The 27,000-nt window shown below is 42.8% G+C and carries 24 protein-coding genes; 7 read left to right on the top strand and 17 right to left on the bottom strand.

The genetic code is table 11. The features are described 5' to 3' along the window. Position 1: 1 nt before the first annotated feature. The 7 genes from BCY91_RS05430 to BCY91_RS05400 all read right to left on the bottom strand — a co-directional run bounded on the left by BCY91_RS05430 (position 2) and on the right by BCY91_RS05400 (position 7,773). Positions 2-1,468, bottom strand: a complete 1,467-nt coding sequence (locus tag BCY91_RS05430) for an NADH-quinone oxidoreductase subunit N (RefSeq protein ID WP_120181006.1) — start codon at positions 1,466-1,468, stop codon at positions 2-4. 3 nt (positions 1,469-1,471) lie between these two features. Next, entirely contained in the window at positions 1,472-3,067 is a 1,596-nt protein-coding gene (locus BCY91_RS05425) for a complex I subunit 4 family protein (protein ID WP_120181005.1), read from the bottom strand. Next, positions 3,067-5,112, bottom strand: coding sequence for an NADH-quinone oxidoreductase subunit L (nuoL, locus tag BCY91_RS05420; protein ID WP_120181004.1), 2,046 nt, complete (start codon positions 5,110-5,112; stop codon positions 3,067-3,069). Before nuoL ends, BCY91_RS05425 begins: the two co-directional genes overlap by 1 nt. Next, on the bottom strand, positions 5,112-5,417 hold the full coding sequence (nuoK, locus tag BCY91_RS05415) for an NADH-quinone oxidoreductase subunit NuoK (protein WP_120181003.1): 306 nt from the start codon (positions 5,415-5,417) through the stop codon (positions 5,112-5,114). Before nuoK ends, nuoL begins: the two co-directional genes overlap by 1 nt. Then, entirely contained in the window at positions 5,414-5,962 is a 549-nt protein-coding gene (locus tag BCY91_RS05410; RefSeq protein WP_245989008.1) for an NADH-quinone oxidoreductase subunit J family protein, read from the bottom strand. The genes nuoK and BCY91_RS05410 overlap by 4 nt, the downstream gene beginning before the upstream one ends. A gap of 163 nt (positions 5,963-6,125) precedes the next feature. Next, positions 6,126-6,701 carry a 4Fe-4S binding protein gene (locus BCY91_RS05405; RefSeq protein ID WP_120181002.1) on the bottom strand — a complete coding sequence of 192 codons (576 nt, stop codon included), beginning with the start codon at positions 6,699-6,701 and terminating at the stop codon, positions 6,126-6,128. A gap of 1 nt (position 6,702) precedes the next feature. After that, positions 6,703-7,773 carry a complex I subunit 1/NuoH family protein gene (locus BCY91_RS05400; protein WP_120181001.1) on the bottom strand — a complete coding sequence of 357 codons (1,071 nt, stop codon included), beginning with the start codon at positions 7,771-7,773 and terminating at the stop codon, positions 6,703-6,705. A 332-nt stretch (positions 7,774-8,105) separates the two neighbouring features. Here BCY91_RS05400 and BCY91_RS05390 point away from each other — a divergent pair, with 332 nt between their 5' ends. Beyond that, positions 8,106-8,558 (top strand): cupin domain-containing protein, encoded by a 453-nt coding sequence (locus BCY91_RS05390; protein WP_120180999.1) that lies wholly within the window; start codon positions 8,106-8,108, stop codon positions 8,556-8,558. 33 nt (positions 8,559-8,591) lie between these two features. After that, on the top strand, positions 8,592-9,992 hold the full coding sequence (locus BCY91_RS05385) for a hypothetical protein (RefSeq protein WP_120180998.1): 1,401 nt from the start codon (positions 8,592-8,594) through the stop codon (positions 9,990-9,992). 8 nt (positions 9,993-10,000) lie between these two features. Here the strand turns inward: BCY91_RS05385 and BCY91_RS05380 are convergent, their stop codons facing one another. The 3 genes from BCY91_RS05380 to trhO form a co-directional block, all read right to left on the bottom strand. Beyond that, the gene (locus BCY91_RS05380) at positions 10,001-10,765 is read right to left on the bottom strand and encodes a copper resistance protein NlpE N-terminal domain-containing protein (protein WP_120180997.1); all 765 of its coding nucleotides are present in this window, start codon (positions 10,763-10,765) and stop codon (positions 10,001-10,003) included. Positions 10,766-10,837: 72 nt separating this feature from the next. Then, entirely contained in the window at positions 10,838-11,623 is a 786-nt protein-coding gene (locus tag BCY91_RS05375) for a carboxylesterase family protein (RefSeq protein WP_120180996.1), read from the bottom strand. 33 nt (positions 11,624-11,656) lie between these two features. Beyond that, entirely contained in the window at positions 11,657-12,592 is a 936-nt protein-coding gene (trhO, locus tag BCY91_RS05370) for an oxygen-dependent tRNA uridine(34) hydroxylase TrhO (protein WP_120180995.1), read from the bottom strand. 162 nt (positions 12,593-12,754) lie between these two features. On the opposite strand from trhO, the gene BCY91_RS05365 reads away from it, so the two are divergent. Together BCY91_RS05365 and BCY91_RS05360 are read left to right on the top strand one after the other, a co-directional pair. After that, on the top strand, positions 12,755-14,590 hold the full coding sequence (locus BCY91_RS05365) for an ABC transporter ATP-binding protein (RefSeq protein WP_120180994.1): 1,836 nt from the start codon (positions 12,755-12,757) through the stop codon (positions 14,588-14,590). A 116-nt stretch (positions 14,591-14,706) separates the two neighbouring features. Beyond that, positions 14,707-15,732: an acyltransferase family protein gene (locus tag BCY91_RS05360; RefSeq protein WP_120180993.1), complete on the top strand. Its 1,026-nt coding sequence runs from the start codon at positions 14,707-14,709 to the stop codon at positions 15,730-15,732. 507 nt (positions 15,733-16,239) lie between these two features. Here BCY91_RS05360 and recO read toward each other — a convergent pair. From recO to BCY91_RS05345, 3 genes are read right to left on the bottom strand one after another with little or no spacing between them, the layout of a single operon-like run. After that, entirely contained in the window at positions 16,240-16,965 is a 726-nt protein-coding gene (recO, locus tag BCY91_RS05355) for a DNA repair protein RecO (protein WP_120180992.1), read from the bottom strand. Position 16,966: 1 nt separating this feature from the next. Further along, positions 16,967-19,192, bottom strand: a complete 2,226-nt coding sequence (porZ, locus tag BCY91_RS05350; protein ID WP_120180991.1) for a type IX secretion system anionic LPS delivery protein PorZ — start codon at positions 19,190-19,192, stop codon at positions 16,967-16,969. Between the two features lie 46 nt (positions 19,193-19,238). After that, positions 19,239-19,442 (bottom strand): hypothetical protein, encoded by a 204-nt coding sequence (locus tag BCY91_RS05345; protein ID WP_147387912.1) that lies wholly within the window; start codon positions 19,440-19,442, stop codon positions 19,239-19,241. 207 nt (positions 19,443-19,649) lie between these two features. Here BCY91_RS05345 and ileS point away from each other — a divergent pair, with 207 nt between their 5' ends. From ileS to BCY91_RS05330, 3 genes are read left to right on the top strand one after another with little or no spacing between them, the layout of a single operon-like run. Continuing rightward, on the top strand, positions 19,650-23,087 hold the full coding sequence (gene ileS / locus BCY91_RS05340; protein WP_120180989.1) for an isoleucine--tRNA ligase: 3,438 nt from the start codon (positions 19,650-19,652) through the stop codon (positions 23,085-23,087). Positions 23,088-23,090: 3 nt separating this feature from the next. Beyond that, positions 23,091-23,477, top strand: a complete 387-nt coding sequence (locus BCY91_RS05335; RefSeq protein ID WP_120180988.1) for a TraR/DksA family transcriptional regulator — start codon at positions 23,091-23,093, stop codon at positions 23,475-23,477. Beyond that, the gene (locus tag BCY91_RS05330; RefSeq protein ID WP_120180987.1) at positions 23,478-24,080 is read left to right on the top strand and encodes a lipoprotein signal peptidase; all 603 of its coding nucleotides are present in this window, start codon (positions 23,478-23,480) and stop codon (positions 24,078-24,080) included. It begins immediately after the preceding gene. A 185-nt stretch (positions 24,081-24,265) separates the two neighbouring features. On the opposite strand, the gene BCY91_RS05325 is transcribed toward BCY91_RS05330, so the two are convergent. The 4 genes from BCY91_RS05325 to BCY91_RS05315 form a co-directional block, all read right to left on the bottom strand. Next, entirely contained in the window at positions 24,266-24,499 is a 234-nt protein-coding gene (locus BCY91_RS05325) for a hypothetical protein (protein WP_120180986.1), read from the bottom strand. 3 nt (positions 24,500-24,502) lie between these two features. Further along, positions 24,503-24,661, bottom strand: a complete 159-nt coding sequence (locus tag BCY91_RS17550; RefSeq protein ID WP_182995313.1) for a hypothetical protein — start codon at positions 24,659-24,661, stop codon at positions 24,503-24,505. A 67-nt stretch (positions 24,662-24,728) separates the two neighbouring features. Continuing rightward, positions 24,729-25,607: a UbiA family prenyltransferase gene (locus BCY91_RS05320; RefSeq protein ID WP_120180985.1), complete on the bottom strand. Its 879-nt coding sequence runs from the start codon at positions 25,605-25,607 to the stop codon at positions 24,729-24,731. A gap of 51 nt (positions 25,608-25,658) precedes the next feature. After that, positions 25,659-26,900, bottom strand: a complete 1,242-nt coding sequence (locus BCY91_RS05315; protein WP_120180984.1) for a metallophosphoesterase — start codon at positions 26,898-26,900, stop codon at positions 25,659-25,661. Between the last annotated feature and the right edge of the window lie 100 nt (positions 26,901-27,000).

The following is a 27,000-nucleotide window of genomic DNA, read 5'->3' as shown; positions in this document are numbered from 1 at the left end:
TTTAAAAGCCGCCTAACAAGCCCGGGAAAATCCCTAACAGCAGCACCACAACGGTTAAAACGATGGTAAGGACAGCCAATAAAGCGCTCGATTTTGCAGGCAAGGGATTGGCATCGCTTTGCTTCAAAAAGAAGTTGAGCGGGATTTTAAGGTAGTAAAATAAGGAAACTACGGTAGTGACCACAGCAACTACCAACAGCCATAGTACCGCACTTTGATCGATAGCATTTACCATGGCCGAGAAGACTAAAAACTTAGCGACAAAGCCGGCCATTGGTGGAATTCCGGTTAAAGACATCAGCAATACCACCAGACAAGCGCCAATGGCCGGTATCTGCTTTCCTAGTGCTTTAAACTGGCTGATCTGTAAATAGCCATAATTATTCTCGATATAAGACAGCGCCATAAATACGGCAATGTTAGAGACACTATAAACGGCCAAGTAAAAAAACAACACGTCCAAAATTTGGCCCTGTGGCAAAACAAAAAGCATCAGCATGAAACCGGTATGGCCAATTGCCGAGTACGAGATCATCCGCTTTGCGTTATCCTGATAAAGCGCCGCAATATTGCCCAAAAGCATAGATGCAATAGCTACCGCAATGATGAACTGGTTAAAAACATCGCCCTCTTGGAAAAAAGGCATTATGTAATATAGCAGTCCGAACACCGCTATTTTTGGTGCTGCAGATAAAAAAGAAACCACAGAAGTTGGTGCCACTTGGTAGGCATCCGGTGTCCAGAAATGGAAAGGCACTGCCGAAAGTTTAAAGCCCAAGCCCGCCAAGAGCATGGTAATAGAAATGCTGGATGCTAAAAATCCCACGCCCTCAAAACCTTGCACCATGGCACCCCCGTGAAGGTTGATAGTGCCCGTGAAGCCATAAATTAGACTAATGCCATAGAGCATAATTGCCGAAGCCACCGTGCCAAATAGCACGTACTTCATCCCCGCTTCTGCCTGATCTTTTTGGTAGGCGTTATAGGCCACCATAAGGTAAGATGCAATGGAAATCATCTCGACACCGATATACAGCATCAATAAATTGGCACTGCCGATGAGTAAAAACAAGCCAATTTCCATAGCCAGCAGAATACTCATGAAGTCATTGATGCCTTTGGGGTGCTGGCGCAAACGATGATCTTGATAAAAGAAAGGCAAAGAAATTAAAGTGATTACCAATACCAACAACTTAAATTTGATGACGGTTGCTGATGCCACCAACATTCCATTAAATATAAGCGTGGCTGTGGCCGATGCATATAAATCGAGCACCAAAAATATGCCCGATAAAAACAAGGTGAACAAAGTGCACAGTAACCCAAAAAGACGTGTTTTTTTCAGAAACAAATCGCCGATGATGAGGGTCAGAAAACCGACTACCAGAACAAACTCGCCCTGCAAGTAGCTTAAGGAAGCTAGGATATCGGCTATGGATTGACTGATATTTGGAAACTGCTGCAACATAGCCTATTTAAACAAGGTGATGAATTGGTTAACCGAGCCCTGCATGACATCAAAAAGCAAAGAAGGCATAATTCCCAGTAACAAAGAAAAGGCCGCTAGCGGAATAAGCACGGTCAACTCGCGGGCATTTACATCGGTTAAAGCTTGTTTCCATTCTTCTTTTTTTAGCCTCAGTTTGCCGAAATACATCCGTTGCAATGTCCATAACAAATAAGCTGCGCCCAATAAAATCCCCAGTGCACCCAGCACTGCCATCCAGCGTGGCACGTAGCCGTTTAAACTTTCGGAGGAAAAAGCGCCTATTAAAGTAAAGGCCTCCGCAATAAAAGCCGAGAAGCCCGGTAAGCCTAAAGAAGCAAAAAATGCCACCATCACAAAGCCAGTGAACACAGGCATATGATTGGCCAGTCCGCGGAAATTATAAATGTCCCGATCGTGCACGCGCGTATAAATGACGCCCACGATAAAGAAAAGCATCACCGAAAGAAAACCGTGCGAAACCATCTGCATCATAGCGCCGTTAATTCCCTCGGATGTTAAAGAAGCTACGCCTAACAATACAAAGCCCATGTGCGACACCGACGAATAGGCCACTAGGCGTTTCATATCGCGCTGTGCCAGGGCGTTCATGGCGCCGTAAATGATGGAGATGACTCCAATAAGTCCCATCCAAAAGGAAAGTGAAACCGCCGCTTCGGGAAAAATGCCGTAAGCTATGCGGATAATACCATAACCGCCAACTTTTAACAGCACGCCGGCCAAAATTAAAGAGATAGGCGTTGGAGCTTCCACGTGCGCATCGGGCAACCAAGTGTGGAAAGGAAAAACCGGAACTTTAATGGCAAAGGCCACAAATACCACTATAAAACCGACTAGCCTTGCCGGGAAACCGAATATTTGAGCGCCAGAACTTAGGTTGAAAATAGCACCGTTGCTGTAATTAGCGGGGTTCATGGCGTGCACCATGTTAAAGGTATGGTTGCCGGTTGCAGGGTCGGTAACGGAGAGGTATAAGCCGGCAATCACTAACAACATAAACACCGAACCGAATAGGGTGTAAAGGAAAAATTTGATTGAAGCATACTCGCGCCTTACGCCGCCCCACATCCCGATAAGGAAGTATAAAGGCAAAAGCATTAGCTCGTAAAACACGTAAAACAAAAACAAGTCTAAAGCACAAAACACACCGATTACCGAGGCGTTTAGCAGTAAGAAAAGCGAAAAATATCCTTTAAGATTTGTTTTTATCTCCCAAGATGAAAGCGTAGCCATAAGCATCACCAAAGCCGAAAGCCAAACCAAGGCGATGGAGAAACCATCTACACCTAACAGATAATCAATTTGTAAGGTGCCCAAACTGCCCAGTTGCAAACGTATCCAACTTAAATTCTCTACATATTGGTACTGCGAAAGCTGGTTAACACCTGCAAAGCCATCGCCGGTTTTAAATGCATAGTATAAGTAGCTGGCCAATAGCAACTGCATAGCACAAGCCACCAAGGTGATGTATTTATACCAAGTATTTAAGCTTTTGGGTAAAGCTAAAATCAGCACGCCGCTTACTATCGGCAGAAATATCAGGATAGATAATAAACCCATCAGATTATTATTTTAAAAATCATAAACCCTAAGAATAAAAGCAGCATCCACACAAAATAATGCTGTAACTTGCCGTTTTGCATAGACCTAAACCAAACGCTAAAGCGCGACATGATGCTTGCAATACCGTTTACCGCGCCGTCTACCAAATAGCGGTCGCAAAAATCGCTTAAGCGCGACATAAAAAGTGCGGCTTTTGCCGAAAAATGGACTAGCCCGTCGATTACGTAACGATCAAACCAAAAGGCCATTTTACTTTTCCACAGCACCAGCGCCACCAATTTTTTATCGTACAGCCAATTGAAATACCATTGCTGATAAGAAAATTGATAGTACCATGTACGCTGATTGCTAAAAGTGATGCGACCCTGCGCGTATATATAATAAGCTGCGATGATGAGCACAACGCTTAACACGTTGATATAAACCGGCACCAGTAGGTGCAGCAATCCGTTTTCATGCGCTTGTTGCACAAAAGCGTGATGCAGCCACGAACTTTCTAAGCTGAGCGGATTGATGGCGAAAACCAATCCCAAGCAACAAACTGCCAGTATTACTGCCGGCACTTTCATCCAGTTGTTAGGGTCGTGCAGGTGCATCTCCTCTGCCCGGACGTTGATGATGTTGGGCAAGCGGAAATCGCCAAAAAAGGTTTTAAAAATTAACCTAAAGATGTAAAAAGTAGTGAGCCAAGAGGTGATGGATACCAGCAAAGGAAAAATCCAGAATAAGCCTCCACGGTGCCCTGCCCAATCAAAAACGCTAATTAAAATGCCGTCTTTGGACAAAAAGCCTGAGGTAAAAGGCAAGCCCGCCAAAGCCAAGGCGGCAATAATAAATACCACCGCGGTTAAAGGCATACGCTTAAATAAACCGCCCATATTGGCCATATCCTGTTCGTCGAACTTTGTTTCGGTGTATTCTTTTACATGGTGCAACTGATGGATTACCATCCCCGCTGCTAAAAACAGTAAACATTTAAAAAACGCATGGGTAGAGAGGTGGAAGATAGCCGAAGCATTATCTTGTACGCCTACGGCCAGCACCATAAAGCCCAACTGAGAGATGGTAGAAAATGCCAATACTTTTTTAATATCCGTTTGCGTAAGCGCGATGCTTGCTGCCATAAAAGCGGTTAACAAACCGATGGAAGCCATCAGTGTAAGCACAGCTTCGTTAAAAAGTGGGGAAATGCGCAAGAGCAAAAACACGCCGGCTGCTACCATGGTTGCCGCGTGGATTAGAGAGGAAACCGCGGTTGGCCCCTGCATGGCATCCGGCAACCAAGAGTGCAATGGAAACTGCGCCGATTTACCAGCCGCCCCCAATAAAAAGCAAACGCCCGCAATGGTCAACCATGCCGATGGCATAGAACGGAACGGGCTTACCCATAATCCGTTTTGTACAAAAGACGAATGGATTAGTCCGTTCTCTGCGAACAAAGTCTGCAAATCAACGGTGCCAAATTGTGCCAGCAATATCATGATGCCTACCAAAAAGCCCACATCGCCTACCCTATTCATTACAAAAGCTTTTTTATTGGCATGTACGGCGCGTCGTTTTGTAAACCAAAAACCAATAAGCAGGTAAGATGCAAAGCCTACCAGCTCCCAAAATGCGTAAAGTAAAAAGAGGTTATCGGCCATCACCACGCAGAGCATGGCAAAACAGAACAAGCTGAGGTACGAGAAGTAACGGTATTTGAGCGCGTCTTTGCGGATATACTCCACCGAATAGATATGCACCAGCAAAGCGATGAACGACACCAGCACCAGCATAATCACACTCAGATTATTTAGCAGGAAGCCGAGGTTGATTTGTATGTTGGCCAATTTAATCCAGCTAAAGCTGTAATGCAAAACCTGATTTTGCCACACGCTAAAAAACAGCAAAACGGAGGTAACTAAGCTGATGCTGATGCTGGAGATGCCCCAAAGCACCGCATATTTTTTAAAAAACTGCCCAAACAGAAAGGAAAGGAAGGGCGCCGTAATGGTTATTAGCGCGAGGTACAAGAGCTGAGAATCGGTAAAATATTGCTCCATTATCCTTTTAAGCTTTTAGTTTTTGACGGATCAATAGTTTGCACGCGTTTATACAAATTCATGATGATGACCAGCGCTACGGCAACGGCAACGGCTGCCAGGATGATAATGAAAAGACCGAAAACCTGCCCGGTATTTTCGGCACGGTCAAATTTTGAAAAAGCCACCATATTTAAGATGGATGCGTTGATCATCAGCTCGATACCCATTAAAATTTGAATGGCGTTTCTGCGGGTAATTACACCGTACAAACCTAGCGCAAACAAGGCCGCGCTAATCAGCAGAAAATGTTGCAAGGTAATCATGGCGTTTTGGGTTCCTTTCTGGCAATGTGCGCCGCGCCAATTAAGGCCATCATCAGTAAAATAGAAACCAGTTCTAAAGGCAACAGGTATTTGCTCATCAAGTTTACACCAATGTTGCGCACCGTATTATCGCTTACGCTGATGATGTTATTTTGTGCTTTTGCTTGTTGTATCCAGTTTAAGCTTTCGAAGTTAACGCTGTTAAACACATAATATAGTAGCGCAAAAAATGCTAGCGCGATAAACACCGCCGGCAATCGGTTTGCGGAGAGCAAGCCGGACGGAATTTCGGAGATGGCATCTAAAGAATTTTTGCTGGAGAGCAAGAACGCGAACAATAGCAAAACCAGTACGCCGCCTACATAAATGACAATCTGTGTCAGCGCCACAAAATCTGCCAACGCAAAAACATACAGACCTGCCACGGCAAAAAGCGTTACAAAAAACATAAATACCGAGCGCACCAAATGCTGGCTTGTTACCACAAAGGCCGCACTGCCAATGGCTATTGCTGTTAAAATGTAGAATATAACTTGTTCTATCACGATATTTTTAAAAAAATTAGGCGTTTCACACGGCCTTTCATTTAATATCAATTTTGTACTTTCGAGGTACGAGAAATCTCAAAAACAGAGTCTACTTATAGCATTGCACGGCTGTTTGTGAAATGTTTCTCCGCCACCCGGCGGATTAACATGGCGCACGCTCCTATTTCTTCATAGCCGCTTCTTTTGCCGCTTTTCTTTCTGCTAATTGTGCTTCCAATTCCTCGCGCCTTAATTCTGCTTCCTCCTCTGTCATATCAGAGAAATGGTAGGTCAAATCCGTCACCAAACTAAAGCTACGGTCGTAACCATTGGTCATGGTGATACATTCTGTAGGGCATACCGTGGTACACAAACCGCAGAACATACATTTAGCCATATCAATATCAAACTTGGCGGCATATAAACGTTTAACAGACCCATCTGATGTTTTGCCGATGGCCTCTGTAGCCTTAATACTTTCTATTTCTATGCAATCTACGGGGCAAATTTTGGCGCATAAATCGCACACGATACAATCATCAATTACCACATCTAGTTGGTAACGCCCTACTTCTGGCACCGGCAGTTCTTGGCGCGGGTACTGCACGGTGGCAATTCCGTTTTGTTGGTCAAAGTAATTCGGCGATTTTACATCGGCCACTACTTTAGACTTGCGTGCCTCAAAAAAGTGCTTTAGCGTAAGTACCAAGCCTTTCCATGATGTTTGTAAACCCTTAAATGCCGTTTTTAAAATCATGTTAAAACAAAAGTAGCTTCCAAATCCCTGAGATTACCAAGCATAAAAATGCCAATGGTGTTAATATTTTCCAGCAGAGCGTCATCAGCTGATCTACACGCAAGCGCGGCAAAGTCCAACGTATCCACATTTGCACGCCTACCACGGTTAGGCATTTTGCCATCATCCAAAAAATACCCCAAAATAAACCGGTGGTATAATTGGCTAATTTTAGCGTGCCGATGTTTGGCAATGGCGTGTTCCAGCCACCTAAAAATAAGGTTACGCCCAACATGGCGACCAAAAACATCATGGCGTACTCGGCCAAGAAAATAAAGGCAAAGCGCATTCCGCTATATTCGGTATGAAAACCGGCTACCAATTCAGATTCTGCTTCGGGCAAATCAAAAGGTGCCCGGTTACACTCGGCCAAAGAGGCGATAAAATAAATCACGTAGGCCACCAAAAGGTGCGGCGCCTGAAAAACATTCCACGCCAAAATGCCACCCACGGCTTTTACATCTATAAAACCTAAAAACTGTACAGGCGCAGTGGCCAGCACACCTTGGTTTTGATTAATAACTTGCAAATCGAGGGTTTGGGCAATCATCACGGCAGAGATAATGGCAAACCCGATTGGAATTTCGTAAGACACAATTTGTGCAACAGAACGCACGGCGCCCAATAAGCTGTACTTGTTGTTTGAGCCCCAGCCGGCCATCATAATGCCTAGGGCTTCCACAGATATAATGGCAAATACGTAAAACACGCCAAAGTTCATGCTTGCTGGCACCAATCCGGGTGCCCAGGGCAGGGCTACAAAACCTAAATAAACGGCTAAAAATATGATGATAGGCGCCAAACCGAACAAAACCTTATCAGCAAGGGTTGGCACAATGTATTCTTTTTGGATAAGCTTTAGAATATCTGCCGCGGTTTGCAACACGCCATATTTACCTACTTCCATTGGCCCCAAACGATCCTGTATAAAAGCAGACACTTTACGCTCGGCATACACGCTAAACAAAGCGAAGGCGGCAATAAAACCGAAGATGGCTAAAGCGACTAAAATGTATAGTAGGTAAAAGTTCAATGCAATAGTTGTATTTCCGCTGCAAAGCTAAGTAAAACGGCCGCAAGTTAATAAACTCTACTAAATTAATAGACATTTATTTTAAAGCTATTTTTGTATCGATAAATAATTTTTAAAATATTGATATAAAGATTTTTAGAAAGGAAATACAAATTATTGATGCTCGGTTTCAGCATCATATTGCTGTAATATTTGTCGGGCATTTGCGCTAGAGGGATACAATGCAACGCCCGAGGGTAAAGGTTGTAGCTTGTTTTGCTTTTGTTAGGCATAATTATGTTCAGAGAATTGTTGTATTTTGCCAGATAAAAAAGCAACAATATCGCCCCAGGATGAAAGTTACCTACAGTGTTTTAACCTTTTTTGTTTGCGTATTTACCGCAACAATCGCCTTTTCACAAGATAATGTTTCTTTAGTAGAGCATGAAGCAACAATTGGCGTTAAGCAGGCCGGCACCCACAACGGTGGTGGCGAAACTACGGGTTACCACTTTTTTGCTAAGGCACCGGAGCTAAACCTGATATTTAAAAAGCGGGTTTTTAAGCCGGGTTCTGCCATCGGTTACCACCAGCAGAAAGAAGATGAAATCTACTATATCGTAAGCGGAACGGGCGAAATGACTTTGAACGGCAAAAGTTTTACCGTTAAAGCCGGCGACGCTATTTTAACGCGACCGGGAAGTTCGCACGGATTAAAGCAAACCGGTACTGAAGATTTGGTGGTGATTATCAATTACGAAAAACACAGTCGGCCTGCTAAAGCCAAAGAAAATACCCAACCTTAGGTATTTAAACAAAACATCTAAAGCTGTTAATTTATGGTTTATAAACCTTTTAAAAACCATATGTTAAAACTGCCTTTATTTATCCTGGCTTTGCTGGCCCTTGCCTGTAACCAAAGGCCCAAAAACACCAAACAAGTTGCGCCAGGTGATACGCGCGAAACAAAAAAAATTATCGATAGCCCCCTACCCGCTTTACAAGTTGCTTATCAGATTTACCACATCAACCCGAATGCAGATACCGTCATAATTCACGTTTCTGGTAGCCAGTTGCACATTCCTAAAAATGCTTTTTTAGATGCCGATGGGAAAGTGGTAAAAGATCCTGTGGTGCTGCGTTACCGCGAGTTTTCGAACGCTTTTGAGGTTTACATAGCTGGCATACCGATGGAAATTTATGCCGACGGAAAAGATCAGGTTTTTGAAACTGCCGGAATGGTAGATATTGACGCCAGCGCAGGCGGAAAAGCGCTGTTTGTAAATCCGGAACAGAAAATTAGCATTAACCAGATTAGCTTCGAAAACGGTTACTATAATATTTACGAAGATACTTTAACTGGAAAGTGGACCGAAACTGGGAAAAGCAAACCTCAGATAAGTACCTTAAAAAGTGATTTAGAAAAATTGCCTAAAGTACCTGAGCCGCCTAAAAAAGCCGGACGTTTTGCCTTTGAAATAGAAGATGCCCAAGAGCAGCAACCCGAGTTGCGCAAATATAAAAACGTGTTGTTTACGCCCGTAAACGATAAATATGCGGGCTTTGATGCAACATCTATCGATGTGAAAGACTTGGGCAACGGCACCTATAAAATCACTTTCAATGTTGACTATCTGCAACATCACCGCGAAGAAAGCGTGATTTGCTATTTGGCATTTAAAGAGGGATTAGACTACGATAATGCACTGGACAGCTATCGGAAAAAATATGCGAAACAGATTAGACGCATGGAGAAAGAGCGCCGACTGGTGGAGAAACAATGGAAAAATTACGAGAAAGAGTATAAGGCTTACGAGAAAGCGGGACTGAAAAGTTTTTTTGAGAACCCCGCAAACAAATTAAGTGAAGAAGAAAAAATAATGCGGGTGCTCAGCGTATCAGATTTTGGCATCATCAACTTTGACAAACCTACCATGTACCCTAAGGCCGTAAACTTAAATGCAAAATTTACGGATGAAGATGGGAAAACGATACATCTAAAGCATATCCGCTTAATTGAGAAAGGGCGAAACGCCATTTTTAATTTTAGCAACAGCGTCAGCTTTGACCCCACAAAAGAAAACCTGCTAATAGGGTTTACTGCAGACCAACGTTTGGCTTATTTTAAACCTGATGACTTTAAAAAAATAACACAAAAGAACGGAGACTACACTTTTAAAATGAGGGTAAACAACGGCAAAATAACCAGCTACGAGGAGCTATGCCGGATTTTATTTTAGCTGTGCGGCTATAAATAAACTGCTACAAATTTCGCTAAAGGCGCCATGCGTGCTTTGTTTAAGCTTAGCGTATCATTTACAATGGTGTAATTGTCTGCGGTGTTTAACACCTCAAAAAACTGGTTTTCGGTATCTAAATTTGGACAGGCCATTTTTGTAGAGAAAACTTGCGAGAATTTAATGCGGTTACCGGCTTGTAGCTCATACTTACCACCAAAACCGTTGCACCCGCCGTTGCCTTGCACGTTCCCGTTTGCTTTTAAAATAAGGTGCACTTCGCGCTCGCCTTCTGCCGGACCTTGCACAGGCTTGCCGTTTAGCTCTACCAGTTTCCAATATTTTTCGACCACGGCGTTATCTTCTTTTTTAAGAATGTAGCGGCTGGCCATCTCGCTCATGATGGGTTTGCCGGTTAAATCTAGCTGTACCAACTGGTTTTCGCCCACCAAATAGTAAATTGGGTAAGTTCCTTTTTCTACATTATTCAGCATTAAACGGCCACCGTCTTTGTCCCAGCTAAAAGTTCCTTCTTTTACATCAGGTTTTTCATCCTTACCCAAATAAGTGCTTTCTATCTTATAGTTGTTGTTGGTATCTAAACGGATTACTGTTTGTATGCCCTCACAATCTGCGCAGGGCAAGGTGCCGGTATAAACGCCTGCCCAATCCAACGAGTTTTGTGAGTTGTGGCTCCGATTTATTTTTTTTAAGCTACAGGCGTAAAACCCAAAAATGAGCGTTAAGGCCAGTGCGTAAAAATATCCTGATTTCATGATGTTGCTTTTTGCTATAACGCTACAAATAAGTTGCCGATTGTATGTAAAACACACAATATTTGCAAAAAACTATTTACGCCGGTGGCTAAGCAACCAAGGCAAAAGGTCTTTTTCAGCAAAAGCGCTGTCCCAACTGTTGTGGTTATCGTTTGGGTATAAGGTTAACTTATAGGTTGCACCTCTACGTTCCAGTTCGGCAGCAATGTTTTTTGTAAACTGAGGGTCTACCACATCGTCTTTTTCGCCGTGGAACAGCCATAAAGGGACATCGTCATATTTCTTTACATTTTTGGGATTGTCGCCTCCGCAGATTGCGAAAGCAGCAGCAAATTTATGCCTTTTGCGGCGCAACAACTCATAAGTGCCCATACCGCCCATAGACAAGCCACCAACATAATAGCGTTGCCGGTCCAGATAAAGGTTATCCGCTAAACGTTCGTCCAGATATTTTAGTAAAAGTGTCATAGCCTTTGTTGGCTTTCCACTTTTGCGAAAGCTGAAATGGCGCTTGCCGTTTTGGTCTGTAGTAATTTTGACATTGGCCCAATAGCTATCTGTTGCACATTGCGGAAACACCACCACAGCCGGATAATCTTGGCGGAAAGCGGAATCTAAAAACATGTTGGCGCCGTGCATTAATTGCTTCTCATTATCAGAGCCGCTTTCGCCCCGGCCATGCAAAAACAGCACTAAAGGATATTTATTGGCGGGGTTAAAATCTTTAGGATAAAGCACCCGTACCGGCAAAGTGTCGCCTTTGTAAATAAATTCGTCTTTTACAAAATCTGCTTTGGTTTGGGCGTACGTTTGAAAAAATCCAAAAGCTATGATAAAACAGACTAGAACTGCTTTCATTTCAACGGGAGCTAAATTTACCTGTCTATAATATTAACCCTTCAACCCTACCGGTTGTGGTACTTTTACGTAATAGCCGGTACCGTCATACGCGCGCTTGCGCGGATGATTTTGACATGCCGTGCTACATGCGCCTTCCAAAGCTGTTCCGCATTCATCGCATTGCGTAAAATGCTCATTGCACTCGGGGTTGGCACAGTTGATCATTTTTGAAGTGGTTTTGCCGCAGTTTCGGCAGGTAGAAATAGTTACCGGGTTCACTTGGTTTACATCTACCGCAATCCGGTTATCAAACACATAACATTTGCCGTCAAAATCTTTACCGCCGGCTTCTTTACCGTATTTGATAATGCCCCCATGCAACTGGTAAACATCTTTAAAACCCTCTTTTAGTAGCAATGCCGATGCTTTCTCGCACTTGATGCCGCCTGTGCAGTAGGTGAGTATTTTTTTGTCTTTGTACTGCGCCAGCTCGTTAATCATTGCCGGAAAATCGCGGAAGTTTTCGATATCTAAAGTAACGGCGTTTTTAAATTTACCGATGCTGTGCTCGTAATTTGAGCGCACATCCAACACCACCACATCGTCGCGGTCCTTCATTTCCATAAACTCCGTGGGCTCTAAATGCTTTCCGGTTTCTTTTGTCGGGTCGATATAGTTTGGGTCGCGCAGACCAGAGTATACAATTTCCTTTTTATAGCGGCAGTGCATTTTAATAAAGCTGGGTTCATCTACCTCATCAATTTTAAACTCAGTTGCACCAAAGCGGCCATCGGCATACACATAATCCATATAAGCTGTACAAGCTTCTACAGTGCCCGAAACTGTTCCGTTAAGGCCTTCATCGGCGATAATGATGCGGCCGGTTAAACCGATGGATTTACAAAATTTTAGATGATCTGCTGCGTATTGCTCCGCATCCTGGATGTGGCTATAGCAATAATAAAGGAGGGTTTGGTAAGCTTTCATAATTCATTGATACTGCTGTAAACAGTGTTAAATGAGCTGCAAAGATAAAAAAATCGGCGCCAAGCGAAGTAATTTTGTCATAAAAGCGCCAACATTGCAAGCACCGGATGCACGGCGCATCTAAAAAAATATAAATCGGTACATTTGCCAATTATTTAAAGTATGAAAACCTACTTCCGATTACTCTCTTTTGCTAAACCGATAGGTAAATTTGCTACACCATATTTTGTTTTCACGCTACTTTACGCATTGTTCAACACCTTGGTATTTACCATGTTAATACCTGTTTTAACGGTTTTATTTGACAAAGAAAGCGCAGGTGCGGCAGTAACGGAATTGCCAAAATTTGACTGGACTTTTAAATACTTTTTGAACCTCTTCAATTACAATTTTAACCAATACACCTTAGCCCACGGCCAAAAAGGGGCACTCACTTTTGTTTCTGTCACGCTGGTTTTATGTGTTTTCTTAAGCAACTTATTCCGTTACATTTCGCAACGGATTATGGAAAATTTGCGCATACATACGCTTTTTAATCTGCGCAAGCAATTGTTTAAATCGGTTACAGGCTTGCATCTCAACTTTTTTAACAGCGAGCGTAAAGGCGATATCTTGGCAAAATTAAGTTCGGATGTGCAAGTGGTGCAGTACTGTATCACCAACACTTTACAGGTAATTGTGCGCGAACCCACGCTAATCATCGGCTATATGATTTTGCTTTTCAGCATCTCGGCCAAGCTTACCTTGTTTACGGTTTTACTTTTGCCGGTTTCGGGCGTAGTGATTGGACGGATTGTGAAAAAATTGCGTACCAAGGCCTCAAAAGCACAGTTTTCTTTTGGTTTGATGGTAAGCCATGCGGATGAGGCTATTAGTGGGATGCGCATTGTAAAAGCATTTAACGCTGCGCCTTACGTACGCGGAAAGTTTGACGCGGAAAATGAGCACTACTCTAAACTGAACCGCTCCATTGCCAGACGGCAACAGCTGGCCTCTCCGGTATCCGAATTTTTAGGGGTGCTTACCTTGGCGGGGATTTTAATATACGGGGGTAATTTGGTTTTAGATAATGATGCCAGCATCAGCGCGGCCGAGTTTATCACCTACATAGGCGCATTTTCGCAATTGCTACGTCCGGCCAAAGCCATTTCGGATTCTTTCAGCAATATTAACCAAGGTTTGGCGGCAGGCGAGCGCGTGCTGGATTTAATGGACACTAAATCTTTGGTGAACGATGCACCTAAAGCGGTAACTGTGGCAGATTTGAACCAAAGCATCAGCTTTAAAAACGTCGACTTTTTTTATGGCGAAAAGCAAATTCTAAAAAACATCAATTTAGAACTGCCAAAGGGAAAAACGATAGCTTTGGTAGGTCCGTCTGGCGGTGGAAAATCCACTTTGCTAGATTTAATTCCGCGTTTTGCCGATCCGCAAGGTGGTGCAATTTATGTTGACGGAACAGACATCCGCGAGGTTTCGCAAAGCTCGTTACGCAGTTTAATGGGCGTGGTTAACCAAGAATCTATTCTTTTTAATGATAGCATTTACAACAACATTGTTTTTGGACGCCAAGGTTTTACGCAGGAAGAAGTAGAGCGGGCAGCACGCATTGCCAATGCACATGAGTTTATTGTGAAAACGGAAAACGGCTACCATACCAACATTGGCGACCGCGGAAATAAGCTTTCTGGAGGACAAAAACAGCGCGTTTGCATTGCGCGGGCAGTATTGGGCAATCCACCTATTATGTTGTTGGATGAAGCAACTTCTGCTTTAGACACCGAATCGGAAAAACTGGTGCAAGAAGCTTTGGACCATCTGATGGAAAACCGCACCACTTTGGTTATTGCACACCGTTTAAGCACCATTAAAAATGCCGACTTAATTGTGGTTTTAGAAAGTGGACGTATTGTAGAAGCAGGCAACCACGAAACTTTGGTTAAAAAAGGCGGACTTTACCATAAGCTCATCTCTATGCAAAGTTTTGAAGAAGCTTAGTCTAAAAATCCAACTTCCTTATCCAAAATATTTTTAAGCAATTTTCTGAAGAAGTTGCTGGCTGTTTTTATATTTACGCCTAGAGAAGACGCTAAACCACTCGCCTTTAACATCAGATGAGATACATCAAACCGCTTGACAGTTTACGCGCACTTGCCGTAATGTTGGTGGTATGTTCGCATTGGTTGGGCGCTAACGCTACCATTAGCAAGCTATCTTTAGGCTTAATAGGGGTAAACATTTTCTTCGTCCTCAGCGGTTATTTAATCACCAACAACCTTTTATTGTACAAAAAACAACTGGGCAAGGGTTTACAATCTACCGGCTTTTACATCAAGAAGTTTTACTACCGCCGTTTTTTGCGGATTGTGCCCGTTTATTTTTTGCTGTTGCTGGTGGTTTATGCCTTTAACATACACGATTTTCGGGGTACGCTTTGGTGGCACTTGCTTTACCTTTCAAACTTCTACTTTGTTTTTGTAAAAGAAGCTTGGGAAGGGGCAGTATCCCATTTATGGTCGCTTTCTGTGGAAGAGCAGTTTTATATTTTTTGGCCATTTTTGATTTTATTTTTGAGAAGCTCGTGGTTAAAAGCTTTGCCCATAGTTTTAATCGTTTTGGCGGTTGTTTACCGATTTTTTAAACCCGCCGAGTACGAGCTGTGGAATTTCACCTTGTTTGGTTCTTTAGATGCCCTGGCTCTTGGATCGCTAATTGCCATCTATAAAATTGAGAAAATTAAGGTTAAATGGGTTGCAACAATCTTAGCCTGTGTACTGTTGCTGGCTTGGTTGAATTACCAATTTCAGCTAAACCAGTTTTTGTTGTGCGTTAATTTGATAGCGTTTTTATTGGTGATTAGCTGTAAAGCAGATTTGCCAAAAGCTGTGAAATATTGCCTAGAAATTCCGTTTGTACTTTACATTGGGCGCATCAGCTATGGGATATACCTTTACCATAATTTTATTCCGCGCCCTAATTTAGATTTGCCCAAACCTTTGCTTTTATTCATCCAATTGGCCATTTTAATCGCCATCAGTGCCCTATCCTATCGTTTTATTGAAGCGCCTTTGTTAAAATTGAAAAACAGAAAATTTAACAGCCCGAGTTCCGGTGAAGACCTCAATAGGAACGGGCTTTAGCCCGTTTTTATAAGCATTATATAGACGGCTTTAGCCGAAACCTTAAAAAATTCGGCTAAAGCCCTATTGTACACTATTATACATCGGGCTAAAGCCCGATGCTATTAATTAGCCGATGGCGGTGATTTGCGGTAAAAAAGCCGGGGTAAAAGCCCGATGCTATTAATTTATTTATCGAAAGCTGATGGTGGTGATTCAATAGCCCGAGTTCCAGCGACGACCTCAATAGGAACGGGCTTTAGCCCGTTTTTATAAGGCATTTATATCGGCGGCTTTAGCCGAAATCTTAAAAAAATTCGGCTAAAGCCCTATTGTACACTATTATACATCGGGCTAAAGCCCAATGCTATTAATTAGCCGATGGCGGTGATTTGCGGAAAAAAGGCCGAGGTAAAAGCCCGATGCTATTAATTCTATTTATCGAAAGCTGATGGTGGTGATTCGCTATGAAAAATGATGGAAAAAAATGAGGAATAACGGGGACGCGGTGAGTGCGAAGCAGGTCATTTAAGATAAAACTTCCTCTAAAATCTCGTGTGATTTCACCGCGCCAAAATCTTCGATGTGGAAGCTGTAAAAATCAATCAACTTTGCCAATAAGGTTTTCCGGGCATGATTATTCAGTTTTAACACAGCAAAATCATCAATCCGGCTTTCAAAAAGTTGCAACCAAGCTTCTTTAAAATCGGTTTCTACAAAATAAACGTGTGGCGGTTGGTGTTGCACAAAAACCCCGTCTTTCAAATCAAAAAAACGGCCTCTGTCCGAAGCGGATAAATCTGGGTAAAAGCCCAAAAACCGCGTTAAGCGTGCTAAAAACAGCAAGTGGAAGTTGCTTACTCCTTCTGCACTTTGGTCCAGCAACTCTACCCCTTTAGCAATAAACTCAAACATCACTTCATCCTCGTGCTGTTGTTTAATGGACTTGTAAATCATCTCATTTAAAAAAATGGCGATGCTGCTTTTCACAATATCATAAGGAATGTGTAACAAAAGCGGAAAAGTGCGGGCATCTTTAATGCGTTGCATATTGCCGTTTGGTTTGTGATACACCACCAGCTCGAGCAAATGCAGCGGTTGCAGCATGTTTAAGTGGATTTTAGCTTTGGGCTTTTTTACCCCATTAATAAGGTAGGTTTGCAAGCCGAACTTTTCGGTATAAATTTTTGCCACCACGCTGCTCTCGGCAAAATCCGTCACTTTCAAAACAATACCACGGGTTTTAAAAAGCATCTTATCTCACCATCAAAATTTTCGCCACGGCGGTATCGCTACCGTCTTTGTTGATTACCAATACCAAATAAACGCCAGAAGACGCTTCCTGGTTACTAAAGTTTTTGCCGTTCCAAACCGCTTGCCCGCCTTGTGCGCGCGTTTCATAAACCAAGGTTCCAGTAATGTCGGTAATTTTTACAGTAGCGCCATCTACCAATCCCTTAATACCGATGTTGCCTTTATAACCCGGCCTTACCGGATTTGGGAAAACCACCACTTTCTCCATCTTAGCCACCGCATCTGTTGCATCGCCGCGGTAAGAAATAGTGCCGTTTGCCGTTCCAAAAAATACTTCTCCAGTGTTGCCGTCAATAGCTATGCTGTTTACCGCGTCACTTAAAAGCGGACTGTTTTTCTTATTAAAGTGCTGTAGTTGCTTGGTACCGTCTTCATTAAAAAGCCAAACACCGTTGTTAGTGCCCATCCACTTGCGGTTGGTGCCATCCACTGCAATACAGTTTACGCTTTGGTTAGCCAGCAAGGGTTTTAAATAACCGCTTTCTAGCAGATTAGGAATTTCTAAACTTGCACCATTAAACAATTGCGATGGCTCATAAGCGACGGCCACCCCCTTGTTTGTGCCTATCCAAACGGCACCGTTTTTATCTAAAGCTAGCGCTTTTACATTTGTTCCGGGTAAAGCGCCGTTTTGGCCAAAGCCTATTTTTTTGCTGAGCGAACCGTTAAAAAGCAACAAACCTTCATCGCGCAACATTAACCATTTATTGTCTTCGGCATCTGCCAATAAACCCGTTACCAAGGCCACTGGGTTGGCTAAGATTTCGGAAAAATCAAATGCCTGCCAAGTGCCGTCGGTTTTTTTTACGGATAAAGGTTTGGAAACGCCATACTGACTAATCCATAAATTGCCCTGGCTGTCAAAAGCCAAACCGTTAACGCGGATGTTGCTGGCGTCGCCTACGGTGGTTTGCAAAGTGCTATTGCTTTGGTTGTAAATTTGCAATTGCCCATCTTTATTTATCGCCAGCAGTCCGTTAACATAAGAGGCCAAGTATAAAGTGCCGGTATTTTTATCATATGCACTGCTTACCACATCGCGGATAGCAGAAAAGCTAGGATTGTTTCTACCGTTTGTGCTGCGCCAAAAGCCTTCTTCAAAAACAGAAAATCCATCATTAAAATAAGCCGGAGCGTAAATTTCTGTAATTCCGCCAGGAGCTAATACCAGTTTGCCATTGTCAAAACGGAGTTCTTTTACTTTCTCGGTGTTTGGACCGTTGGGTAAATATTGGTTTATGATAGCGCTTTCGCTGATGTGTAACAAGCCCTGCGCTGCATCGGCAACAAACATTTCGCCCTGCTTGTTAAGCAAAGCATCATTAATGGCGCTCACGTTTGCCGGATTGTAGCGTTTGATAATCTCTTCCTGCGCGTTATAAGAAATCACCCTAAACGGAGCGATGGCCAATAATCGTTCGGCATCTGCTTTAAGCTTAAAAACGTTTGTGCTAAAAATAGCGCTCAATTGCCATGTGTTTTGTTGCAAGCGGTAAATTCCGTCGGAAAACAGCGCATACAAGCTCTCCTTAAAAGCGCACATAGAAACAATGGAACCTGGCGTATTAATTTGTTGCCAAACAGTGGCATCGGCCAAATTTGAGGATAAATTAGCTTTTAGAAACCCGGCATTTGTGTTCGCGTAAATAAGCTCATCTATAATGGCCAATTCAAAAACTTCTGTAGCTCCGTTGCTGCCCAAATAGTAGGTGTCTTTTACCTCGCGCTTACGCAGGTCGTAAACCACAATTCCAAATCCGCAAGAAAGATAGGCAAGTCCCTGATGCATCAAAACGGCGTTAATTTTTTTATTGCCGAGTTCTGCTTTGGTGTAAATCTCTGGAAGGTGGAATACTTTGTTGCCCGCAATTAAATCGATGTTTGCATCCTCATAAACCAGCATGAACTGCTGGCTTAGCACATCAAAAGCTACCAATTTGCTGCGGTTACTGGCCAAGCCATCAATGGTGCTTAAGCGGCTAAGCTCGTTAGCCTCAACTTTAAACGGTCCGCCGCTTGTAGCACAAAGTAGCGCATCAGCCGAAACGGCCAGCGACAAGGCGTTTTGGTAAGGCAAATGGACGCGCCATTGACCCAAACCTACTTGTTGCGCTAAAGCGGTTAATCCATAAAAACAAAAGCATACAAATAAAAAAAGCCTTCTCATCAGAAAGCTTCTAAAATACGTTTTTCGTCACAAGCTGCGTGAACGTTTATTCAATTTTAGCACGGGTTTTTTCGCCGTAGCGCTTAAACATAAACAAAATGTAAAACACCAAGGCAACCGAAATCAACATCATACCTATACCTAAAATATATCTGCCATATATTTCGCTGTAAAAATAAAGCGCCCCACCGGCAAGCAGCACAATTAAGCCAATTTTAAATAAAGGGATAGACCTTCTAAGCATTTCCATAACAAACCTCCTTGCTACATGATATACAAATATATGTCCAACAATCCATTTGCCTGTTTTTCGCCTTAACAACACCATTAAGCGCTAAAAAACTCCGCGATACTATCATCTCGCTGTTTTAAATTTAATACACTGCTGTTTAAGCATATCCAATTTCCCAAACGAATTTGTAAATTTGCAACCTTTAAATTTTTGAGGAAGCGCACGATGTACAAAGAATATAAGCAGTTAAATTTATCGCAGGTAGGAAAAGAAGTTTTAGAAGATTGGAAAAATCAGCAGATTTTCGAGAAAAGCATCCAAAACCGGCCGGCATCTAAACCTTATACTTTTTATGAAGGGCCACCATCGGCCAACGGAATGCCCGGCATCCACCACGTGATGGCGCGTTCTATCAAAGATATTTTTTGTCGATATAAAACTTTAAAAGGCTTCCAGGTAAAGCGAAAAGGCGGTTGGGACACCCACGGTTTACCTATTGAGCTGGCCGTAGAAAAATCTTTGGGCATCACTAAAGAAGACATCGGCAAAAAGATTTCGGTAAAAGAATATAACGACGCCTGCCGTAAAGAGGTAATGCGTTATACCGACGTTTGGAACGATTTGACCGAAAAAATGGGTTACTGGGTTGATTTGGGCGACCCGTATATTACTTACAAAAACGAATACATTGAGTCACTTTGGTGGATTTTAAAACAGCTGCACCAAAAAGGCTTTTTATATAAAGGATATACCGTGCAACCTTACTCGCCAGCAGCAGGCACCGGCCTAAGTTCGCACGAGCTGAACCAACCCGGCACCTACCGCGATGTAAAAGACACTTCCATTGTTGCGCAGTTTAGGGTTAAAAACCATCAGGTTCATCCTTTAACGGATGTTTTGTTTGAGACCGAGGACGAGTTTACCTGCATTTTAGCATGGACAACCACTCCTTGGACTTTGCCATCAAACTGTGCGTTGGCGGTTGGCGAAAATATCGATTACGTAAAAATACGCACTTTTAACCCTTATACGCATTTGCCAACCAGCGTGGTTTTAGCTAAAGATTTGGTAGGCAAACATTTTAAGACAGATGCAAAAGATGCCTCTTTCCAAGATTATAAAGCAGGCGATAAGCTGATTCCGTGGGAAATTGCGGCGGAATTTAAAGGCGTTGATTTGTTAGGCCTGCGTTACGAGCAGTTGTTGCCATACGTAAGCAATGAGGATTTAGAGAAAAACGCTTTCCGCGTAATCGCGGGCGATTTTGTGACCACCGAAGACGGTACCGGTATTGTGCACATTGCTTCTGTTTTTGGTGCGGACGACTTTAGGGCGGCACGCGAAGCCGGTGTACCTTCTGTTTTGGTAAAAGATGAAAATGGCAACGAGCATCCGCTGGTAAACAAGCAAGGTAAATTTGTAGATGAGGTGAGCGACTTTGCAGGCCGTTACGTGAAAGAAGAATATTACAGCGATGAAGAACGCAACGCCGCCGATTTTAAGCCGACCGACGTTTTGATTGCCATTAAACTGAAAGAGGAAAACAAGGCCTTTGACGTAAAAAAATACGAGCACAGCTATCCGCACTGCTGGCGTACCGACAAACCGGTTTTATACTATCCACTAGATAGTTGGTTTGTAAAAACCACTGCCGTAAAAGATAAACTTGCCGAACGCAATAAAACCATTAACTGGAAACCCGAAAGCACCGGAAGCGGGCGTTTTGGCAACTGGTTGGAGAATTTGGTAGACTGGAACCTATCACGCTCGCGTTATTGGGGCACGCCTTTGCCAATTTGGCGTACAGAGGACGGTGCAGAAGAAATTTGCGTCGGTTCTATTGCCGAGCTAAAGGCCGAGCTGTTAAAGTCTATTGACAGCAAAGAGCTTAGCGCCGATGAAACCTTAAAAAACAACAGCTATTTACAAACCTTAGGCAGCGGCGATTTTGATTTGCACCGCCCTTATGTGGATGATGTTGTTTTGCTATCGCCGAAAGGCAAAAAAATGTACCGCGAGCTGGATTTGATTGATGTTTGGTTTGATAGCGGCGCCATGCCTTATGCGCAATGGCATTATCCTTTTGAAAATAAAGAAGAATTTGAAGCAGCCTACCCCGCAGATTTTATTGCGGAAGGTGTGGACCAAACCCGCGGCTGGTTTTTTACTTTGCATACCTTAGCTACACTGTTAGATGAAAGCAGTGAAGAAATACACACCGTAAATGAGAAAAACCACAATAACGCGGTTGCGTTTAAAAACGTGATTTCTAACGGTTTGGTGCTGGATAAAAACGGCAATAAAATGTCTAAACGCTTGGGAAATGCTATTGATCCGTTTGAAACTATCGAGCAGTACGGTGCTGATGCTACCCGTTGGTACATGATTAGCAATGCCTCGCCTTGGGACAATTTAAAGTTTAATTTGGAAGGTTTAGATGAAGTTCGCCGTAAATTCTTTGGCACTTTATATAATACCTACTCGTTTTTCGCTTTATACGCTAATATCGATAAATTCAGCTATCAGGAAGCAGAGGTTGAACTTAGCAAACGCCCAGAAATTGACCAGTGGATTATCTCGTTGCTAAACACCTTAACCAAAGAAGTTGATGAGTATTACAACGATTTTGAGCCTACAAAAGCTGCGCGCGCTATCCAAACTTTTGTGGACGAGCATTTGAGCAATTGGTACGTTCGTTTATGCCGCCGCCGTTTTTGGAAAGGCGATTATAGCGAAGATAAAATATCTGCTTATCAAACGCTTTATACCTGCTTAATTACTATTAGCAAGCTGATGTCGCCAATAGCACCGTTTTTTTCTGACCGTTTGTTTAACGATTTAAACTCGGCCACACAAAAAGAAAACGTGGCATCGGTGCACCTGGCAGATTTCCCTACTTTCCAAAACAACCTGATCAACAAAGATTTGGAAGAGCGTATGCAGTTGGCACAAGATATCTCATCGCTCACCTTATCCTTACGTAAAAAAGTGGGCATTAACGTGCGCCAGCCTTTAAGCAAAATATTATTGCCGGTGCTGGATGATGCTTTTAAAGCTAAGGTAGAGAAAGTGCGCGAGCTGATTTTATCTGAAACAAACATCAAAGAAATTGAGTATATTACAGATACAGCAGGCATCATCAAAAAGAAAATTAAACCCAACTTTAAAACCTTAGGTAAAAAATTGGGTAAAGATATGAAGGCTGTAGCCGAGCAGATTAACGCTTTTAGCGATGCCGACATCAGTACTTTTGAACAAAACGGAGGCACGCAACTAAGTGTAGGCGATACGCGTTACAGCATTTTGCCAGAAGATGTAGAAATTATTGCTGAGGACGTTCCGGGTTGGCAAGTGACCAATTTAGGAAAGCTAACTGTTGCGTTAGATGTAAACATCAGCACCGAACTAAAAGAAGAAGGGATTGCCCGCGAGCTAATTAACAGGATACAAAACCTGCGCAAAGAGCTAGGTTTTGAGGTTACCGATAAGATAAAAGTGAGCTTGCAAGGCAATGATTTAATTACCAATGCCGTGGAGAATAATTTATCTTATATTTGCGCCGAAATCTTAGCTACTTCTTTAGAAGTGCTGCCTCAGCTTAACGAAGGGCAAGCCATAGAAATTGAAGACACTAAAATATTGACACTTATAAAGAAGAACTAAAACATGGAAAAATCTACACCAAAAAACCGTTACTCTGATGCTGAATTGCAAGAGTTTAAAGTTTTGATTTTAGATAAATTGGCCAGCGCGAAAGAAGAACTTTCTAGCCTAACCAGCTCTTTGAGCAACCCCAACAAAAATGGCACAGATGATACCGCCGGCACCTACAAAACATTGGAAGACGGGTCTGCCACTTTAGAAAAAGAGCAGTTGAACCAGCTGGCCGCACGCCAGAAAAAGTTTATCGAAAACTTGGAAGCCGCTTTGGTACGTATAGAAAATAAAACTTACGGTATTTGCAGAGAAACGGGCAACCTGATACAGAAACAACGTTTAATGGCGGTGCCACACGCTACTTTAAGCATTGAAGCCAAGTTAAAACAAAGCTAAATGAAGGCCTACAGCAGACCGTTAATTGCTATTTTTTTGATTTTACTGGCCGACCAGGTTTTGAAAACTTGGGTAAAAACCAATATGTTTATTGGCCAAGAGTACCATCTGATAGATAATTTTGCCATTATCCACTTTACCGAGAATAACGGGATGGCTTTTGGGATGGAATTTGGTGGCGAAGCCGGAAAATTGGCATTGTCCTTATTCCGCATTTTAGCGGTAGGTGGCATCGGCTACGGTTTGCACTATTTAATTAAGCATAAATACCACCGGGGGCTGATTTTGAACGTGGCACTGATTTTTGCAGGTGCTTTGGGCAACATCATCGATTCGGTTTTTTACGGCGTAATTTACAATTACGAAAAGCTGTTCCACGGCCGTGTGGTAGATATGTTCTACTTCCCCATTATCCAAGGCCACTTTCCTGCATGGTTCCCAATTTGGGCCGGCGAAGATTTTGTGTTCTTCCGCCCGGTGTTCAACATTGCCGATGCCGCTATCTCCATTGGTGTGATCATGATTTTGATATTTCAGAAAACCTACTTTAAAGAAGACGTTAAGGAACAGCCATCGCTGAACAGCGAGGTGGTGGAGGACTAGTGAAGAAGGTGGAAGGTGTTGAGGTATAAGGTTTAAGATTGAGGTAGAAGGTTTAAGGTGGGAGGCATAAGGTTTAAGACAACTAGCTTGACGAGAATTAAAAATCGGCTCATTCGGGAAGGGATGGGCTTTTTTTGTTTAATTGATGCTGTTATAAAACGTTCGCCTTTTAATTCACTATATTCTCAACCCAACTTCAGTCCATTCAAACTGGCCAAACTTTTAATCGCTTCATCATCCGACGTGTTTATCACCGAAAAAAACCAACTCATCTTATCAACGTGTTTCAAGGGCACACCACGGAACTCGACCATATCGAGCATCACATCACTAAAGGTTAGCAACAGTAAATTTTTATAGCACTTCAGGAAATCGTATTCGTGCGTTTCAAAACCGGAATAAATTACTACGGCTAGCATCACTTAGCTGTTAAAAACCAAAATGCTGTGTTCTTCTGCTTTAATTTGTAAATCTTGGTGTAGTTTAAAATCAACCAGTCGGACTAAAGCCTTCATAAAATCAGGCTTTTGCAATAGCTGAAAAAGTGTGTTATTTTGTAGATGTGGATAAATTTGCTTCATAATCGTTAATTATAAAAACAAAAGTAACGCACCAGTGGGACAAAAATATGTCCTGGTTAAAAAGAAATTACAAAACCCATCCCATCAAAACCATCATCACCAACTGAAGAATCAGCGTGCCGTCTAAATAAAAAAAGTAGTAATATTCGTTGCGTTCCCACTTTGATTTAAAAATGAGCCACCCGGTCAGCATCACCGTTAGCATTAAGCCAAAAAAATCGCTGTTAAAGCCCTTATTTTGGAACAAAAAGAGCAACACCAAATAAACAGCAAGCATGGTTTGGCAAAACAAATAAGCTTTGCGCTCGCCAAAAATAGTGGGGATGGTTTTTAATTCAAACATCGCATCCTGAAACATATCGCGAATGTCAAACGGAATGGTGATGGCCACCACAAACAAAAAACGCTTTAATATCAGTATGAGTAAATCAACAGGTGGCAAAACAAAATTTCCTCTGCTTTGCAGTTCAAAATAGGGCAAACACACCGAGCTTAATGCCCACACCAGCGCAATCATAAACAACTTTACAGCTGGTATGTTGCGTAGTCCAAATTTTCGACCCTTTGATTTAAACAAAGGCAAAGCGTAACCGAATGACAATACCGCCAAAAAAACATTCAGCAATTGCGCCTTAAAATTTAAGGACAAAAACAACGGTACCAGCGCCAGTCCCGCTAATCCTGTAATGGCAACGTTTAACTTATAATTGCGGAAAATCCAGCGGACCCGGCGGTATTCGGAATTCTCCGGATTTTCTGGTTTTTGGATTAGGATGCTAAAATTATAGGTGAGCAGCGTAGAAAAAAAAAGAAAGGCCGCTACACTCCACGACGGGGCGAAACACAACAAACGGTAGCTAACCAAAGCTTGTGCAAATGCTCCGAGGGAAATAAAAATATTGCTAAAAAGCAGGAAATCCAGCGGTCTTTGAAAGTGTTTGATCATCTTTAAAAACGAAAGCCAAAAGCATCATTTGAGGCATTATACTTTACAATATTAGCCCCGTTTCAGCTCAAATATCGTTATTTCGGGCAAAATACCTACCCTGCCCGGGTAACCCAAAAATCCGTAACCCACGTTTACATATAGCTGTTGTTTGCCTTCGCGGTACAGGCCGTCCCACTCGTTATAAATATACTGCACGGGGCTCCAGTTTCCGTAGCCCGTTTCTACCCCAAACTGCCCGCCGTGCGTGTGGCCGGCAAAAGAAACATCTATTTGCGGATAATCTTTTAGTACTTGCGCACGCCAGTGCGACGGATCATGCGACAGCAACAATTTCACCGCCAAATCATCCGTATCTTTTACCGCCTCTTCCATTTTCCCGAACTTCGGAAAACGACCGATGCCCCAGTTTTCGATACCTAAAATGCCGATTTCTGCACCGTCAACTTTTACGCGCCGGTGCTCGTTCATCAACAAATTCCAGCCCATGATACCGTGCGTGTTTTTAACATCTTCTATGTTTTTTACACGTTCGGCTTCGTTCTTCCATTTCTCGTACATGCCATAATCATGGTTTCCCAAAACAGAATAAACGCCAAGTGGCGCCTTAATTTTAGCAAAAATATCTTGATAATCACGCATCTCGCCCGCCTTTCCGTTTACCAAATCTCCCGTAAAGAAAGCCAGCTCCGGCTTTTCGGCCATCAGCATTTCTACACCGCCCAAAACTGCTTTTTTGTTGTAAAAACTGCCCGAGTGCACATCAGATATCTGCGCTATCTTTATACCGTCAAACTCGCGGGGCAAATTTTCTAAGGTTAAAACCTGTCGCCTAATCCGATAATCATAAGCGCCGGAAACCACGCCCCAGGTTAAGCTAGATAAGGGCACCGCGGCCAAAGCCATTCCTGCCTTTACCAAAAACTCCGAGCGTGGAATGGCATTTTTCTCGGCATTTGCTTCCGGCTGTTGCTTTACAACTTTTTGTTTAAAAAAAAGGGTCCCTCTCCTAATATCATCCACCAATAAAACCAAAGCCCACACCAGCTTGCTCATAAAAGTGATGAAAAACGCCACCAAGAAAACGGTGCGGAAAGATAGTTTTATGCCAAAGCTCATGCTCAGCAATACCCCAACAAAAAGCACTGCCGTATATCCCCACCATAATTGCGCAAACCTGCGTTTCCTTTTTGCGCTCCAAGCGGGATAAATGTTTAAAACCGCTTTGTATATGTACACATCAAAGGCTAATAACAACAGCCAAATAATGCTTAATCCTATAAATTTTCCCATGATTTTTTAGGGCGTTACCCCGCTTTTTGCGGGGTCGGGCTTTACGCTACAATCTTTTTGCTTTCTTAGCAAAAAGGATTTTCGCTGCAATCCCTAACGC

This window comes from Pelobium manganitolerans (assembly GCF_003609575.1).
Taxonomy (GTDB): domain Bacteria; phylum Bacteroidota; class Bacteroidia; order Sphingobacteriales; family Sphingobacteriaceae; genus Pseudopedobacter; species Pseudopedobacter manganitolerans.
This window is presented reverse-complemented; position numbering and strand designations above follow the sequence as displayed.

Coding starts and splice junctions, on each gene's coding strand:
- BCY91_RS05320 (WP_120180985.1), bottom strand. CDS start 25,607: ATGATCAAACACTTTCAAAGACCGCTGGATTTCCTGCTTTTTAGCAAT.
- BCY91_RS05325 (WP_120180986.1), bottom strand. CDS start 24,499: ATGCTAGCCGTAGTAATTTATTCCGGTTTTGAAACGCACGAATACGAT.
- BCY91_RS05345 (WP_147387912.1), bottom strand. CDS start 19,442: ATGGAAATGCTTAGAAGGTCTATCCCTTTATTTAAAATTGGCTTAATT.
- BCY91_RS05425 (WP_120181005.1), bottom strand. CDS start 3,067: ATGGGTTTATTATCTATCCTGATATTTCTGCCGATAGTAAGCGGCGTG.
- BCY91_RS05365 (WP_120180994.1), top strand. CDS start 12,755: ATGAAAACCTACTTCCGATTACTCTCTTTTGCTAAACCGATAGGTAAA.
- nuoL (WP_120181004.1), bottom strand. CDS start 5,112: ATGGAGCAATATTTTACCGATTCTCAGCTCTTGTACCTCGCGCTAATA.
- BCY91_RS17550 (WP_182995313.1), bottom strand. CDS start 24,661: ATGAAGCAAATTTATCCACATCTACAAAATAACACACTTTTTCAGCTA.
- BCY91_RS05315 (WP_120180984.1), bottom strand. CDS start 26,900: ATGGGAAAATTTATAGGATTAAGCATTATTTGGCTGTTGTTATTAGCC.
- BCY91_RS05385 (WP_120180998.1), top strand. CDS start 8,592: ATGGTTTATAAACCTTTTAAAAACCATATGTTAAAACTGCCTTTATTT.
- trhO (WP_120180995.1), bottom strand. CDS start 12,592: ATGAAAGCTTACCAAACCCTCCTTTATTATTGCTATAGCCACATCCAG.
- BCY91_RS05390 (WP_120180999.1), top strand. CDS start 8,106: ATGAAAGTTACCTACAGTGTTTTAACCTTTTTTGTTTGCGTATTTACC.
- BCY91_RS05405 (WP_120181002.1), bottom strand. CDS start 6,701: ATGATTTTAAAAACGGCATTTAAGGGTTTACAAACATCATGGAAAGGC.
- nuoK (WP_120181003.1), bottom strand. CDS start 5,417: ATGATTACCTTGCAACATTTTCTGCTGATTAGCGCGGCCTTGTTTGCG.
- BCY91_RS05330 (WP_120180987.1), top strand. CDS start 23,478: ATGAAGGCCTACAGCAGACCGTTAATTGCTATTTTTTTGATTTTACTG.
- BCY91_RS05430 (WP_120181006.1), bottom strand. CDS start 1,468: ATGTTGCAGCAGTTTCCAAATATCAGTCAATCCATAGCCGATATCCTA.
- ileS (WP_120180989.1), top strand. CDS start 19,650: ATGTACAAAGAATATAAGCAGTTAAATTTATCGCAGGTAGGAAAAGAA.
- porZ (WP_120180991.1), bottom strand. CDS start 19,192: ATGAGAAGGCTTTTTTTATTTGTATGCTTTTGTTTTTATGGATTAACC.
- BCY91_RS05375 (WP_120180996.1), bottom strand. CDS start 11,623: ATGAAAGCAGTTCTAGTCTGTTTTATCATAGCTTTTGGATTTTTTCAA.
- BCY91_RS05380 (WP_120180997.1), bottom strand. CDS start 10,765: ATGAAATCAGGATATTTTTACGCACTGGCCTTAACGCTCATTTTTGGG.
- BCY91_RS05360 (WP_120180993.1), top strand. CDS start 14,707: ATGAGATACATCAAACCGCTTGACAGTTTACGCGCACTTGCCGTAATG.
- recO (WP_120180992.1), bottom strand. CDS start 16,965: ATGCTTTTTAAAACCCGTGGTATTGTTTTGAAAGTGACGGATTTTGCC.
- BCY91_RS05335 (WP_120180988.1), top strand. CDS start 23,091: ATGGAAAAATCTACACCAAAAAACCGTTACTCTGATGCTGAATTGCAA.